Annotated in this window: 12 protein-coding genes and 6 tRNA genes; 12 read left to right on the top strand and 6 right to left on the bottom strand. The window is 42.0% G+C overall.

Features of this window, described 5'->3' with window-relative positions; translation table 11 throughout:
* Nucleotides 1-23: 23 nt before the first annotated feature.
* Nucleotides 24-869: a LytR/AlgR family response regulator transcription factor gene (locus tag A7985_RS18325; RefSeq protein ID WP_065791854.1), complete on the bottom strand. Its 846-nt coding sequence runs from the start codon at nucleotides 867-869 to the stop codon at nucleotides 24-26.
* Between the two features lie 116 nt (nucleotides 870-985).
* Here A7985_RS18325 and A7985_RS18320 point away from each other — a divergent pair, with 116 nt between their 5' ends.
* A complete protein-coding gene (locus A7985_RS18320) occupies nucleotides 986-2191 on the top strand; it encodes an acyltransferase family protein (protein ID WP_065791853.1) in 1206 nt (401 codons plus the stop codon).
* Nucleotides 2192-2225: 34 nt separating this feature from the next.
* On the opposite strand, the gene A7985_RS18315 is transcribed toward A7985_RS18320, so the two are convergent.
* Together A7985_RS18315 and queC are read right to left on the bottom strand one after the other, a co-directional pair.
* Nucleotides 2226-2456 (bottom strand): hypothetical protein, encoded by a 231-nt coding sequence (locus tag A7985_RS18315; protein ID WP_065791852.1) that lies wholly within the window; start codon nucleotides 2454-2456, stop codon nucleotides 2226-2228.
* A gap of 189 nt (nucleotides 2457-2645) precedes the next feature.
* Nucleotides 2646-3302 (bottom strand): 7-cyano-7-deazaguanine synthase QueC, encoded by a 657-nt coding sequence (queC, locus tag A7985_RS18310; protein WP_063371740.1) that lies wholly within the window; start codon nucleotides 3300-3302, stop codon nucleotides 2646-2648.
* Between the two features lie 146 nt (nucleotides 3303-3448).
* On the opposite strand from queC, the gene queE reads away from it, so the two are divergent.
* Entirely contained in the window at nucleotides 3449-4114 is a 666-nt protein-coding gene (queE, locus tag A7985_RS18305; protein WP_065791851.1) for a 7-carboxy-7-deazaguanine synthase QueE, read from the top strand.
* Nucleotides 4115-4141: 27 nt separating this feature from the next.
* Here the strand turns inward: queE and A7985_RS18300 are convergent, their stop codons facing one another.
* The 3 genes from A7985_RS18300 to A7985_RS18290 all read right to left on the bottom strand — a co-directional run bounded on the left by A7985_RS18300 (nucleotide 4142) and on the right by A7985_RS18290 (nucleotide 8873).
* Nucleotides 4142-5023 carry a substrate-binding periplasmic protein gene (locus A7985_RS18300; RefSeq protein WP_141685403.1) on the bottom strand — a complete coding sequence of 294 codons (882 nt, stop codon included), beginning with the start codon at nucleotides 5021-5023 and terminating at the stop codon, nucleotides 4142-4144.
* Between the two features lie 399 nt (nucleotides 5024-5422).
* On the bottom strand, nucleotides 5423-6391 hold the full coding sequence (gene cysK / locus A7985_RS18295; protein ID WP_065791849.1) for a cysteine synthase A: 969 nt from the start codon (nucleotides 6389-6391) through the stop codon (nucleotides 5423-5425).
* 181 nt (nucleotides 6392-6572) lie between these two features.
* Nucleotides 6573-8873: a carbohydrate binding family 9 domain-containing protein gene (locus tag A7985_RS18290; RefSeq protein WP_065791848.1), complete on the bottom strand. Its 2301-nt coding sequence runs from the start codon at nucleotides 8871-8873 to the stop codon at nucleotides 6573-6575.
* Nucleotides 8874-9071: 198 nt separating this feature from the next.
* On the opposite strand from A7985_RS18290, the gene A7985_RS18285 reads away from it, so the two are divergent.
* From A7985_RS18285 to A7985_RS18240, 10 genes are all read left to right on the top strand, one after another.
* On the top strand, nucleotides 9072-10217 hold the full coding sequence (locus tag A7985_RS18285) for a dicarboxylate/amino acid:cation symporter (protein ID WP_065791847.1): 1146 nt from the start codon (nucleotides 9072-9074) through the stop codon (nucleotides 10215-10217).
* Nucleotides 10218-10361: 144 nt separating this feature from the next.
* On the top strand, nucleotides 10362-11012 hold the full coding sequence (gene uvrY, locus A7985_RS18280; protein WP_023398753.1) for a UvrY/SirA/GacA family response regulator transcription factor: 651 nt from the start codon (nucleotides 10362-10364) through the stop codon (nucleotides 11010-11012).
* A gap of 8 nt (nucleotides 11013-11020) precedes the next feature.
* Entirely contained in the window at nucleotides 11021-12844 is a 1824-nt protein-coding gene (gene uvrC / locus A7985_RS18275; protein WP_065791846.1) for an excinuclease ABC subunit UvrC, read from the top strand.
* 42 nt (nucleotides 12845-12886) lie between these two features.
* Entirely contained in the window at nucleotides 12887-13432 is a 546-nt protein-coding gene (gene pgsA / locus A7985_RS18270; protein WP_065791845.1) for a CDP-diacylglycerol--glycerol-3-phosphate 3-phosphatidyltransferase, read from the top strand.
* 172 nt (nucleotides 13433-13604) lie between these two features.
* Nucleotides 13605-13680, top strand: a tRNA-Gly gene (locus A7985_RS18265).
* Nucleotides 13681-13694: 14 nt separating this feature from the next.
* A tRNA-Cys gene (locus A7985_RS18260) sits at nucleotides 13695-13768 on the top strand.
* Between the two features lie 38 nt (nucleotides 13769-13806).
* Nucleotides 13807-13893: transfer RNA gene (locus A7985_RS18255), tRNA-Leu, on the top strand.
* 19 nt (nucleotides 13894-13912) lie between these two features.
* Nucleotides 13913-13988 (top strand) — tRNA-Gly (locus tag A7985_RS18250).
* Nucleotides 13989-14005: 17 nt separating this feature from the next.
* Nucleotides 14006-14079 (top strand) — tRNA-Cys (locus A7985_RS18245).
* 38 nt (nucleotides 14080-14117) lie between these two features.
* Nucleotides 14118-14204, top strand: a tRNA-Leu gene (locus tag A7985_RS18240).
* The last annotated feature ends 17 nt before the right edge of the window (nucleotides 14205-14221 follow it).

Genomic DNA, 14221 nt, shown 5'->3' with positions numbered 1-14221 from the left:
TATCTTAGTGATAAAATGAAAGGTCATGTCTTTGGCGTCTCAAGCGCAAGTTTAAAATCACTTTTGTATCGTCGAGACAAGTTTACTTCTGCGCCTGACTCTAGCGTGATAATGCCATCGCCACTCGATGCAAATCGAACCGATTTAATTTTGTGTTCATTGACCGCGAATCTGCGGTGTACACGAGTAACATGTGCAGTGGCTAATCGATTACTGAGGCTGTTTAATGTTTCGCGTAGCGGGTAGATTCGACCTTTACTATGCAAGTTGACGTAGTTTCCACTGGCTTCATACCATTCAATTTCTGAGACTTTGATTAGATGTTCTTCCCCATGTTTTTTGACCAAAAACTGGGTGGGTGGTTGATTTAAAGGCATCTCTTGTTGCTCATAGTCAGAGGAGGACTCAAGGACCCATTTTGCACTGTGGAAAATGAAGAATATAAACAGGTAGGAAAGTAAGTCTTTTCGGTACTCGTACCAAAATTCTTGGTGATATTCACCAAAATCATAGTGTCCTTGCATCCATGTATATGCCAAGTGGCGCAGCCCCACCATTAGTAAAACATGACATAAAGAAAATACCAAAGACGAAGCGATGTGAACCATCACTTGCTTCAAAGGTGGTGTTGTTTTAATTGGATAGCGTTGAAATAGTGCGACTAACATGGGAATGAGTACAAGCAAAGAAAGTGCACTTGTGTACTCCCAAACAAAGGGCTCCCATAACTGTGTCGTCGAGGCTCCATCTCGGTTATGTTCAGTCCATACAGACAGCGCATTGACCGTATTATTGATCAACAAATATAGCGTGGCGGCGATGTACCCACACAGTGCGGTATGTTGTTTTATTGTTTTTTCTAACCACATTACGGCTCATCCCTTAATTCCACCGCTTATCACTATATTCATGTATTTCAATAGCATGGATGGTTTACTGAGTTTGCAATTTAGACACTTTAAAAAATAACATGCTAGGAGGGACTATGACAAATTCGCAGTTTACGCGCCAATGGGACTTAGATTGGTTGCGTGTTTTGGTGTTTGGTGTACTCATTTTGTATCACGTCGGTATGTATTATGTCGCTGATTGGGGTTGGCACATAAAAAGCGCATATACTTCCGAGTTACTGCAAAATTTTATGCTGCTTAGCAACCAATGGCGTATGTCTTTACTATTTTTTATTTCGGGAATGGTTTTAGCCTTTTGCCATCAACGAATGAGCACTTGGCAGTTAATCAAAGCGAAAACGCTACGCCTGTTTGTGCCGCTACTTTTTGGTATGTATGTGGTGGTAGCACCTCAAATGTATATTGAGATGCTAGATAAGGGGTTAATCACGATGTCTTTTTTTGATTTTTGGCTCGCTTATATCAACCCCAATACGCCTTTGCTGGCGCAATATCAATCTGAGATAGGGCTGTTGACTTGGAACCATCTGTGGTTTTTGGCTTATCTTTGGGTTTATTGCTTGTTACTGTTGGTTTTTACACGAATCGTGCCACTGAGACCTTTGTTGTCTGCACTAGAGGCTAAGCTTTCTGCCTCTGTAGCATTGGGAGTGGCGATTGTTACCTTGTTTGTAGTTTGGATGATGTTAAGGCAAACATATCCTTCCACCCACGGACTGATTGATGATTGGTACAATCACGGTAAGTATTTTTCAGTGTTCTTGATGGGGTATATATTTGCACTGTTGCCGCATTTAAAAGCGAGTGTAGTCAAAAATCGACATAGGTTGACGGCAGTTGCGCTCATTGGCTACACACTTATTTTGTTGGATAAACATGGGTTTTTATATTTCTTGTCACAACATTTTGAGACGAATATCTGGGTAAAAAGCTTGTATGGGGTGGTGGTGTGTACAAATCATTGGGCTTGGATGTTGGCACTAATCGGGTACAGTGCGTCCCATTTGACTTCACCGAATCCACCATTGCGCTATGCGACGTCAGCAGTTTTACCTTGGTATATATTGCACCAAACCCTCATTATTGGTTGTGCTTATTGGTTAAAGCCATTCGAGACTTCCCCCGGTATTGAAAGTATGTTTATCATTGCGCTTACCGCATTAGGGTGTTTTTTGGGATATGAGGTAATACAACGCAACAAGGTGTTATGTGTTTTGTTTGGTGTAGCTAAACAAGATAAAACCTGTATACCGAAGGCAAAGTACCAGACAGTTTCATAATGTGTGGCGCTAGTCGCTAGCGCCACACAATGAATTAGAGGCGCTTAATTTTTTTGTCTACCTGATAGCCTTCATCGGTAACAATTTTTTCTAAAACCGCAACTCTGTCTTTTAGCTGTGTAATTTCAGTTTTTAACTGTTCGCTTTCTTGCTTGTTCAATCCACCTAGCTTTTGCGCTTGTAAATACTTACCATAAAGATCTCGGATCACGCCAAAACCAATGCTAACAAGTACGATTAAAAACACCATCGTAGTAGCCGACATACATTTATCTCCTTAAGCTTACCTAACCTAATCATAGATGATAATTGTTGTGAGTATAGTGACAAGTGTCAGATAAGAAACTTCACCTAAATGGTTGTGGGTGAGGCCTGTAATCATCGCTGATTGAAGAGATTTGACTATCGGTTAGAACAGGCGTGCTCAATATTAAATTTGAGCACGCTGAGTTGCTTATTCGTAAGTAAGTGGATCAGTCGCTTGGTTTAAATCAAAAGCTTCCAAACGCTCTTGGCAAGCGCCACATTTACCACATGCTTTTTCACGGCCATTGTAGCATGTCCATGTTTGACTATAGTCCAGTCCCATTTTCAGGCCGTCAGTAAGAATATCAATCTTAGTATTGTTGAGATAAGGGCAGACGATTTCAACTTCGTCGTAGTTGGCGATACGACACACATCATCCATCTTTTTCACAAATTCAGGTCGACAGTCAGGGTAGATAGCATGGTCACCAGAATGTGCACCATAAAATACTTTGTTGGCTTTTAATGATACAGCGTAGCCAACAGCAAGAGACAGCAAAATCATATTCCGATTGGGTACGATTGTGCTTTTCATGCTCTCTTCTTCGTAGTGACCTTCTGGTACTTCAATGTCATCAGTCAAAGAAGAACCGGCAAGTAACTGATTGATTGCCGAAATATCAACAATCTTGTGCGCTACGTTCAAGTCGTCACATACTTTTTTAGCAACTTCTAGCTCTTTAACATGTCGTTGCCCATAATTAAAAGACAGCGCATAGACTTCGTGGCCCTGCTTTAGGGCTTTGTTTAGCACAGTGTAAGAATCCATGCCACCGGAATAGATAACAACGACTTTTTCGCTCATAAGGAGTACCTCGGATAAATGCCTCAGGTTTTGCCTCGATTTTAATAGAGGTTTGCTTCAGGGCGCGATATACTACACGGCCGCTGAAAAAATGACAATTTTAGCAGGTTATTTTCGCAAAATATATTGAGTAGTTTGGAGCTGTTTTGTACAAAATCAACGAAGTTTTTGAAACCATTCAAGGTGAAGCAAGTTATACGGGAACGCCGTCAATCTTTGTTCGCTTGCAGGGCTGCCCTGTGGGTTGTGCTTGGTGTGATACTAAGCAGACATGGGATGTGAATCCAACATACTTGGTTAGCCTAGACAAAACGGTCGAAAAAAAGTCAGACTCTGAATGGTGGGCAAATGCGACCGCACAGGACATTATCGAACTATTTAATAAGCGAGGATATACCGCAAAGCATATCGTGATCACTGGCGGTGAGCCGTGCATGTATGATTTAACATCACTTTGTGAAACGTTGCATAAGTCGGGATACTCGACCCAAGTAGAGACCAGCGGAACGTTCGAAATCTTAGTACCCGACGAAACATGGGTCACCGTTTCACCCAAAATCAATATGCGTGGCGGCTATGAAGTGCTTAAATCTGCTATGCAGCGCGCGGATGAGATTAAACACCCAGTGGCGATGCAAAAACATATCGATGAATTAGAGGCGTTGTTTGAGCAAACAGGGGTGAGGCCAAAGCTGATTTATTTACAGCCTATCAGTCAAAAAGCTAAAGCGACCAAGTTAGCCATAGATACGTGTGTGAAGAAAAACTGGCGCTTGTCAATTCAAGTACACAAGTATATCGGCATTAACTAAAAAAGGCGGTAAATACCGCCTTCCAACTTAGTAACATTCGGTACTGCCAATCTCAATAATACGTTCGGTTTCGCTACTGTTGTTAAATAAGTATAAGCCTTTGTTTATGTCATTAAGTATGGAACGCCACTTTGGGTTCTTTTTGCTTAATGCAAAAAATAAATTGTTATAACGCAACGCGGGCTCCACATCTTCCAGTCCGCGAAGTAGTGTCACCTTTTCCGATTTAGAAAGCTCAGAGTAACTTACAGTAAAGCGCAACACTTTCGGGTCGCCTATTATGAGGTCAACGCGTTTACCCACAAGTAACTTCACAAGCTGTAAATCATCAACCGCTTCAACGATAACGAATTCGCCATTGTCCATCATGGCATCAAACTCTGGCGTATTCTGATAGCCTCTGACAACACCGATTGTTGTGCCTTTCAAGTCGTTGAGGTTACCTTCAAATTTATCGGTTTCACCACGCCTTTTTAAAAAGCCAATTTCTCCGCCTGGGAATGCATTGGATAAAGCCAGTAATTCGCGTCGTGTTTTTCCTGGAAAGTTGTCAGACGGGGACGCATCTTCAATAAAGTACTCAGGAAAGAGTATATCCGCTTTGCCAGATTCGGCAGCTTTCACCGCCCGAGCCCAAGGCAAAAACTCAACGTAAACAGGGTAGCCTTGATCTACGAGTAATGATACCGTAAATTGAAAAACCCAACCCTTATTGCATAGTTGGTCGCCGATATAAGGGGGCCAGTCAAGCGTTACTAAGTGCAACTGTTCTTTCGTGGCATCTTTACTAAACAAATAACCATTCTTGTACTGTTCTCCCATGATCATTTGATACTGCCCAGACTTGAAAAAGCCAACCTGAAGACTCGCATTGGCAGGTGTCGCAAACAGGGCTAAATAACCAAACATAAAGTAAACTAGTGGTTTCATTTTATTGATCCTTATCCGAATAAGGTACTTAAATCAGCAGCCCATCTGCTCGAATTTACATTGTAATGTCAAAGTGGCGCATTTTGCTTTCACTTTAATCAAGGGTGATTTAAACAAATTTTTATAGCGATACTGGTATGATTAGTTGCTTTTTTACCATGATAATAACCATTGGAACCGATTTATTGCACTTATGAATTGACAATCTTCCATGGTATTCTGGCACTAATCGTTACCAATTTTAGCAATCAAAAATACAGCGCATTTTTGACTTTGTTTGTTTATTTTAGTCTAGTAAGAATACTAAAAAAGGCGAGGGTAATTTATGGAATTGAAGAGAAAAAAGCCAGCAAATTGCTGGCCTTATAAAATTGACTATTACTGAACCAATTCTTGCTCACTGAACTCATCAGCAAACATTGGGCTAGAAAGGTAACGCTCAGTAGCACTTGGTAAAATAACCACGATATTTTTGTCTGCATTCTCTGGTTTTTCTGCAATGCGCTTAGCTGCGACCACTGCTGCACCAGAAGAAATACCCACTAAGATACCTTCATCTTTCATTAGCTGATGAGCCATAGCAATTGCATCTTCGTTAGATACTTGCTCTGTACCATCGATAAGCTCCAAATCTAGGTTTCCTGGGATGAAGCCTGCGCCGATACCTTGAATTTTATGAGGACCTGGCTTGACGTCTTCACCTGCAAGTGTTTGAGAAATAACTGGAGAGTCAGTAGGCTCTACAGCAATTGATTTTACACCTAGGCCTTTTTCTTGTTTCAAGAAGCGGCTAACACCCGTGATAGTACCACCAGTACCGACACCCGCTACGAAGTAGTCAATATTGCCTTCAAGTGCTTCAAAGATCTCTGGACCCGTTGTTTCGAAGTGGATCTTAGGGTTCGCTGGGTTTTCGAACTGTTGCAATAAAACGTACTTTTCAGGATCGCTTGCTAGGATCTCGTTCGCCTTTTCAATTGCACCTTTCATGCCCTTTGCACCTTCAGTAAGGACAAGGTTAGCACCCAGTGCCTTTAAAAGCTTGCGGCGTTCAAGGCTCATTGTGTTTGGCATTGTGAGTGTTAGCTTGTAGCCACGAGAAGCTGCAACGAACGCCAATGCGATACCTGTATTACCAGAAGTCGGCTCGATTAGCTCTTTGCCTTCTCCTAACAGACCTTGCTTTTCTGCTTCCCAAATCATTGAAGCACCAATACGGCACTTTACACTGAAGCTTGGGTTGCGAGATTCAACTTTTGCGTAAACGTTACCGCCTGTAACACGGTTTAATTTAACGATTGGCGTTTGGCCTATCGCTAGGCTGTTATCTGAAAATACTTTAGACATAGTGTTCCCTTGAATAAGCTTAGGACTATTATTAAGTAATAATGAATATAGTCACACTTTACTGGTCAGAAAACAAAACAAGAAGTAAAGAATGGCTATAAGATATATTAAAAAAGCTTATAGCCAGAATGAATATAAAATAAGCTGTTAATTACTCTGGGTAATTAACAGCTTATTTTTGTTACAATAGCCAAGCGTAGCTGAATTTGGCAAAAAAGGTTTTATTGTCTTTAGTGATACTGGTTAGATCATCGTCTTGGTAACCACTGTCTGAATAGCCCACAAATAACACTGTTTCGGGGTTTAACTTGTATGAGTATAGAAGCTGAGTGCTCAATTTCTTGTACTTACTATCAACGTCATCTTTGTATTTCAGCTGGTTGCGATCAATATCTAAATTAATCACTGCAAGCCTGATGTAACTGTTGATACCAAATTGATACGTAAAGCGCACATCAGAGAGGTTAGCTGTGTATACGTTGTCTCCTTGATGCTCAAATTTCTCGTAGGTATGTCTCATTTTAACTTCAAAGTGTCTACCGAGATTGAAGTTAAGCGTCGGTTTAATCAAGTATCTTTGCCCTAGGCGATTGTTTGCCAAATCTACTCGATTACCTGTGTTAAGGCTTATTGCCGCAAAAACACCTGCTTTTGGCTTCATTTCAAAATAGGCCCATTGGGTGTTTTCTGTAAACAGATCTGTATTTCCATCAATCGCAAGGATGGATTCATCTAGTCTGAGCCCGGTGCGCTTTCGATGATCTACACCAAATTCGATAATGCTCTGGAGAGGCCCTTGCAACTTAAAGCTTGATTGCACTTCTTTTTCGAGTAGTTCGCCATTTTCATTATGTGTAATGTCCCAATCTGTGTACCAATTGGCTCGATTCCACCAACTCTCGTCTTCGCCGTACCAGCGATACTCAAATCCGGTTACAAACTTATTAAAATCTACCTGAGATAAGAAACCCATGTCCGCACGAAAAGCAGATTCATAACTGCGATAAGAACCGAATGCGCGCCAGTGTTTACGGTTATGTTCGTAGCTTGCATAGTAACCTAAACCTTGCTTATCTTTCTCATTGAGCACACGTAAAACGCTTTCATCTCTTTCACAATCCGCGAGGGGGTCATCGTCGCAAAGCTCATTGACAAAATGTTGATCATATTCAGTATCGGTCGCGGTCGCCTGCAGCTTTAGGGTGTCATGTTTAGTTGGACGATATTTGCTATCTATACTAACTACCTGATTGCGGTAGTCTTCGCTTTGCCTGATAGTGCTGGTGGTACCAATAGATAGCTTATCATCTGCATCATACCTATATCTAAACGCCGCATTCTCACTCTTTTGATCAAGCGACACGATACTCGATCCCAAGTTGCCAGGGATTAGTACGTTGGTCATTTCATCATTTGCGACGAATCCGGCAAAGGTATGGCCTTGTTTGCTACTGGTCACTTTGACCCCATAGTCGGGAGACGCGACATTGCGAGTGTGCACCAAATTCAGATGGGATGAAAAATAATCGTTATTTTCAAGAAAAAAAGCACGCTTTTCAGGGAAGAATAGGCTAAAGCTGTTGTTGACGCTTAACTGCCCAGTGTCGGCTTCAACTTGTGAGAAGTCTGGGTTAAGTGTCAGATTTAATGTTGTGTCAGGGGTAATTGCCCATTTGACATCAAGACCTGGTTCATAGTCTGTGTCGTCAGTAAAGTCAGGTACTTCGCTGCCATCAATATCTCGCGTTTGTGTGTTTGCGATAGCAAGTGCTGGGGTCACTGTAATATTACTGCTCTGTTTCGCTTTTTCAAACCCTCTAAACTGTGGCATTTGGCATATCCAGCAGCTGTTATTGTGATCCAGTCGCATGTTTGAAATACGCAAACGTTCATCTCTTGGCAAGAAACGTAAAAACTCCATCGCCATGGTTTTGATTTGTATACTATCGTCAAAGTTTAGAACCCGCAGTGGAATTTCTACTTCTACGGTATAGCCATCCTCTGTGATTATGCCCTTACTTTTCCAGATCCCATTCCAAGAAGCATTTTCATTCTTGGTAAGTTCATCCTCTATTGAGTCCAGTTGCACGCCTAACGGATTAATAAAAAACTGATAAGCATTACGGCTTGTGTTGAGAGAATCTATTTTGATGCCGACAAGATCGTCATTCCAAATTTTATCTCTATCTCGGTAGTGCACTCTAATTTGTTCTGGGTTTGGGTCTTTGGCAATAAATGCCACAAATAATGAACTGCCATTTTCATACACAAGTGCTTCGGTCTTAACGGGGCTGGCTACATTGTCATGTGGCCAGTTGACATTATCGATGACAATGTTTTTTGCTTTTTGCCAAACCGGATCTTGGACATTGCCATCAATAGTTGCAGGCTCAGGTATGTAAGGGATGTCTATGGTTGCTTTTTCTGCAAATGCATTTAGTGAAAGCAATAGTGCACAGGTATAGCTAGTACTTCTTAACATGGGTAAACAGTTTATGCTCAGTCGAATGAGGGCTTAATTAAATAATAATAGTATAAGTGTCTCAATTCATTCTCGTTGGGTTGCGTTAATTTCAGGTGAAATAAGGTAAACCAGATACATTTAAAGTGTCGCATTTGTATACCTAAGAGGGAAAAACATGGTAAAAAGGGGCTTAATTTAATGTGATTCGGGCAAAATATGTCTCTAATAATAAAACTTATCGCCGGTATCTTAGGTGGTATTTTGGCAGGTTTGTACCTGCCTTTGGGTATAACTGAACTACTGTATACAGCAAAAGTAATCATAGGCCAGTTGATTAGCTTTACAATTCCTTTGATTATTCTGTTTTTTATTGCATCCGGTATTGCGGGCTTACCAAAAACTTCAGGGCACCTCTTAGGTAAAACTGTTGGGTTTGCTTACGGCTCAACGGTGATTGCGGGAACCTTGGCTGTTTTACTTGTCTTGGCTGCTACTGGTCTTTTTGAAGGCAGCGTTGCCTATGAAGCGGCAAAAGGTGCAGAGTTAAAAGGATATATTCAACTAGAAATTCCTCCCATTATGGGTGTTATGACGGCACTTGCGGCGGCCTTTATATTTGGTATTGGTATTAGTCAACTGAACCTAGTACAGCTAAAAGATGTTGTTGATCAAGGGCGTGATGTCATTGATGCGTTACTGGCTAAAGTTATCATTCCTGCTTTGCCATTTTATATCGCAGGTGTATTTGCTGAAATGGCTGTAGCTGGCACAGTTGTTGATACGTTAAGTACCTTTGGCGTGGTGTTGATTGCCGCAGTAGCGATGCACTGGTTATGGTTGACCACACTTTTTGTGGTAACTGGATTAATGTTAAAGCGTAGTCCGATTGAACTGGTAAAAAATATGCTGCCAGCTTATTTTACAGCAATTGGTACTATGTCGAGTGCGGCAACGATCCCAGTATCATTGAGAGCGAGTAAATCAAACGGTGTATCTGAAGAAGTTGCAAACTTCTCAGTTCCGTTATGTGCAACGATTCATTTATCGGGCTCAACCATTACTATTGTGACCTGTGCGATGGCGGTTATGTTTTTGTCACCAACAATGGCGGTGCCTTCATTGATTGAGATGTTGCCGTTTATTTTCATGCTAGGGGTGGTAATGATCGCAGCCCCAGGTGCACCTGGTGGTGCTGTTATGTCGGCGCTCGGGTTATTAACTTCAATGCTCGGGTTTGACGAAAGCGCTATTGCATTAATGATCGCGTTATATTTGGCACAGGATAGCTTCGGCACAGCGTGTAATGTAACTGGTGATGGTGTTATCGCTCTATGGGTTAACCGCTTTTCTGAAAAGGGATAGCGCTTCAATCAAGAATTAGTAAAAAATTCGTATATTTACTAAATGAAATGATGTAATTGATGATGCTTTGCGGAATTATGTGTTAATCTCGCAAAGCAAATCGACAAGATTTTATTTACCAAGGGCTAGCATGAGGATGTTCCATTGATTAACGTACTTTTAGTTGATGATCATGAACTTGTAAGGACTGGAATCAAACGCATTTTAGATGATGTGCGTGGTTTCAAGGTGGTCGGAGAGGCTAAAACTGGGGAAGAGGCGGTTACTTTTTGCCGTCAAAATGAACCTGATATCGTATTAATGGACATGAATATGCCGGGGATCGGCGGGCTGGAAGCAACGAAAAAGATTTGTCGTTACTGTCCAGACGTGAAGGTGATCGTGTTAACGGTACATTGTGAAGACCCATTCCCAAGCAAGGTTATGCAGATTGGCGCGCACGGATATTTAACGAAAAGTGCGGGTCCTGATGAAATGATCAACGCAATTCGCTCGGTAAATTCTGGTCAACGATATATCGCACCTGAAATTGCACAGCAAATAGCATTAGCACAATTTAGTGGTAAGGTGGATGAAAACCCTTTCCAATCTCTTTCTGATAGAGAGCTGCAAATAATGCTGATGATCACCAAAGGTGAAAAAGCGCAAGATATTGCAGAGCGTTTAAATTTGAGCTCTAAAACAGTAAATAGCTATCGCTACAGAATGTTTGAAAAACTGGATGTTAGCGGAGATGTTGAGCTAACTCATTTGGCAATTCGTCATAAAATGATCGACATAGATAGCTCGCGTTAACCGTTTTAATGGCTGTATTTGATCATAAATCGTTTTTAAAAACGCTTACAACTGAACCTGGTGTATATCGTATGTACGATAAAGAACATCAGGTTATCTATGTCGGCAAAGCAAAAAACCTCAAAAAGCGCGTAAGCAGCTACTTTCGCAGCAATATTCCAGACAGCAAGACGCAAGTTTTGGTGAGCAATATCGCTCACATTGAAGTCACGTTAACCAATACCGAAACTGAAGCACTACTTCTCGAAAATAACCTGATCAAGAAGTACCAGCCTCGATATAACATTTTACTGCGTGACGACAAGTCTTACCCCTATATTTTACTCACAGAACATCGCCACCCTCGGCTTGCGTTTCATCGGGGGGCACGCAAGCAAAATGGGGAGTATTTTGGGCCGTTTCCAAGCAGCGCCGCGGTATCAGAAAGCCTACGCTTGATGCAAAAAATCTTTCCTGTACGCCAGTGTGAAGATGCCTATTACCGTGCAAGAAGTCGCCCATGTTTACAACATCAACTCAAACGGTGTTCAGCACCTTGTGTGGAAAAAGTGTCAGATGAGGAATACGACAACCAAGTTGATTTGGTAAGGCAGTTTTTAAGTGGCAAATCGCATCTTGTTATTGAAGCCTTGGTTGCAAAAATGGAGCAGGCAAGTCTCTCCCTGAACTTTGAAGAGGCGGCAAAATACCGTGACCAGATTGCGCTATTGCGGCAAATGCAAGAACAGCAATCGGTCGCTGGCAATTTCGCTGAAATGGATGTGATTGGCTTTGTACAACACAATGGCTTGTGTGCAATTCATATGCTCATGATTCGGGATCACAAAATACTAGGCAGTAAAACCTATTTCCCGAAGGTTCCAAAAGATTCAAATAACGATGAAATATTGACATCCTTTATTGGTCAGTACTATATCTCCAATGGGTCCAATGCGCGTATTGCCAATGATATTGTATTGCCGTTTGACATTGCTGAGCGAACTCAACTGGCAACGGGTTTAACTCAGCTAGCAAAAAGGAAGGTGCAGCTGCGGGTCAATGTGCGTGCTGAACGAGCACAATATTTGGCACTTGCTAATAAAAATGCGCACAATAGCATTATGGTCAAACAAAGTGCACAAGATGCAATTAGTAAACGATATGCTTTGTTAAAAGAGGCTGTAGGGCTCACAGACATTGATCGAATGGAGTGTTTTGATATCAGCCATACTATGGGTGAAAATACGGTAGCATCTTGTGTTGTTTTTGATGGGCAGGGCCCCAATACTAGAGAGTATAGACGCTACAATGTGACTGGCATTACGCCTGGTGATGATTATGCGGCGATGGATTTTGCGTTGAATAAACGTTACGCCAAAATCACCGACGAACAAAAAGTGCCAGACATTATCTTTATTGATGGGGGTAAGGGGCAGCTTGCTCGGGCGGAAGCGTTCTTTGAAGATTGGCAGTTAGAAAAAATGCCCATGTTGATTGGTGTAGCAAAAGGTACTAGCCGAAAACCAGGCTTGGAAACTTTGTTATTTGACGGTGGACGTAAAACCATTAATCTGGAGAGCGACTCACCGGCTTTGCATCTAATTCAGCATATTCGAGATGAGTCCCATCGATTTGCGATTGCAGGGCATCGAAATAAACGCCAGAAACAAAGAACACAATCGGTGCTAGAAGAGATTGCAGGTGTTGGAAGTAAACGACGCCAAGCTTTACTCAAATATTTAGGGGGATTGCAGGGAGTAAAATCAGCAAATCTACAACAGTTAGGGCAAGTGCCTGGGATCAGTCCTGAGTTGGCTGAAAAGATATTTAATCATTTGCATGACAAAGCTTAATGCTTCATGCGAACATATAGAAAAAGAATTCTCTAAGTAGTTATGTGGAATATTCCAAACACGCTTACAACATTTAGGTTGTTTCTCATCCCCGTATTTGCCGTGGTGTTTTACTTACCATATACATGGGCCTTTTTCGCTGCCGCATTTATTTTTTGGCTGGCGTCTATCACAGATATATTAGATGGATATTTGGCACGTAAATTAAATCAATCTACTCCATTTGGAGCATTTTTAGACCCTGTAGCAGACAAAGTAATGGTCAGTGTTGCTTTAGTCCTGATTGCTGCGCACTACCAAAATGTTTTAGTCACTTTGGCGGCAGTAATAATCATTAGTCGCGAAATTGTGATCTCTGCATTGAGGGAGTGGATGGCAGGCATAGGTAAGCGTGCCAGTGTTGCAGTATCTAACTTAGGCAAGTTTAAAACGGCAGCCCAAATGCTCGCGATTATAGGCTTGATTTGGCAGTTTGCTCCTTGGATGATTATGTTGAGTTACGCGCTTTTAGCCATAGCTACATTACTTACTATCGTATCTATGCTGCAATACTTGTTTGCTGCAAGAGGAGAATTGCTTAAATCTTAACTGTTCTTGAGCAATTACAGAACACATTAGATAAAAAATAAGCAAACAGTTAAAAACATTCATTTTTTATGTTGACGCATCCAAGAAGTTCTGTAGAATGCGTCCGTGTTGAGAGACAACAGTCATCAAAAAGAAATGTTATTAAAGCATGTTTTAAAGCTTTAGTTACAATGCGAGTATAGCTCAGCTGGTAGAGCGCGACCTTGCCAAGGTCGAGGTCACGAGTTCGAACCTCGTTACTCGCTCCAATTTTTGATTTTATGGCGGAATGGCAGAGTGGCTATGCAGCGGATTGCAAATCCGTCTACCTCGGTTCGACTCCGGGTTCCGCCTCCACACTCTCAATATAATCCACATGCGAAAGCAAACCCGATGCCCGGGTGGTGGAATTGGTAGACACAAGGGATTTAAAATCCCTCGCTGGTAACAGCGTGCCGGTTCAAGTCCGGCCCCGGGCACCACTTGTTATCAAGTGAAAATGCGAGTATAGCTCAGCTGGTAGAGCGCGACCTTGCCAAGGTCGAGGTCACGAGTTCGAACCTCGTTACTCGCTCCATCTCTTTCTAAGAGTATGGCGGAATGGCAGAGTGGCCATGCAGCGGATTGCAAATCCGTCCACCCCGGTTCGACTCCGGGTTCCGCCTCCATTTTCTTCCACATATTTCTAATATATTAGACATCCGATGCCCGGGTGGTGGAATTGGTAGACACAAGGGATTTAAAATCCCTCGCTGGTAACAGCGTGCCGGTTCAAGTCCGGCCCCGGGCACCATCTTATCTTTAATTTCT

It is taken from the genome of Pseudoalteromonas luteoviolacea, assembly GCF_001696455.1.
GTDB classification, from domain to species: domain Bacteria; phylum Pseudomonadota; class Gammaproteobacteria; order Enterobacterales; family Alteromonadaceae; genus Pseudoalteromonas; species Pseudoalteromonas luteoviolacea_C.
The sequence above is the reverse complement of the archived record's forward strand: the minus strand, read 5'-3'. Positions and strand labels throughout refer to the sequence as shown.

Excerpts from the sequence above, each read along its gene's own strand:
- A7985_RS18325 (WP_065791854.1), bottom strand. The coding sequence starts at position 869 with ATGTGGTTAGAAAAAACAATAAAACAACATACCGCACTGTGTGGGTAC.
- A7985_RS18320 (WP_065791853.1), top strand. The coding sequence starts at position 986 with ATGACAAATTCGCAGTTTACGCGCCAATGGGACTTAGATTGGTTGCGT.
- A7985_RS18315 (WP_065791852.1), bottom strand. The coding sequence starts at position 2,456 with ATGTCGGCTACTACGATGGTGTTTTTAATCGTACTTGTTAGCATTGGT.
- queC (WP_063371740.1), bottom strand. The coding sequence starts at position 3,302 with ATGAGCGAAAAAGTCGTTGTTATCTATTCCGGTGGCATGGATTCTTAC.
- A7985_RS18300 (WP_141685403.1), bottom strand. The coding sequence starts at position 5,023 with ATGTTTGGTTATTTAGCCCTGTTTGCGACACCTGCCAATGCGAGTCTT.
- cysK (WP_065791849.1), bottom strand. The coding sequence starts at position 6,391 with ATGTCTAAAGTATTTTCAGATAACAGCCTAGCGATAGGCCAAACGCCA.
- A7985_RS18290 (WP_065791848.1), bottom strand. The coding sequence starts at position 8,873 with ATGTTAAGAAGTACTAGCTATACCTGTGCACTATTGCTTTCACTAAAT.
- A7985_RS18285 (WP_065791847.1), top strand. The coding sequence starts at position 9,072 with ATGTCTCTAATAATAAAACTTATCGCCGGTATCTTAGGTGGTATTTTG.
- uvrC (WP_065791846.1), top strand. The coding sequence starts at position 11,021 with ATGGCTGTATTTGATCATAAATCGTTTTTAAAAACGCTTACAACTGAA.
- pgsA (WP_065791845.1), top strand. The coding sequence starts at position 12,887 with ATGTGGAATATTCCAAACACGCTTACAACATTTAGGTTGTTTCTCATC.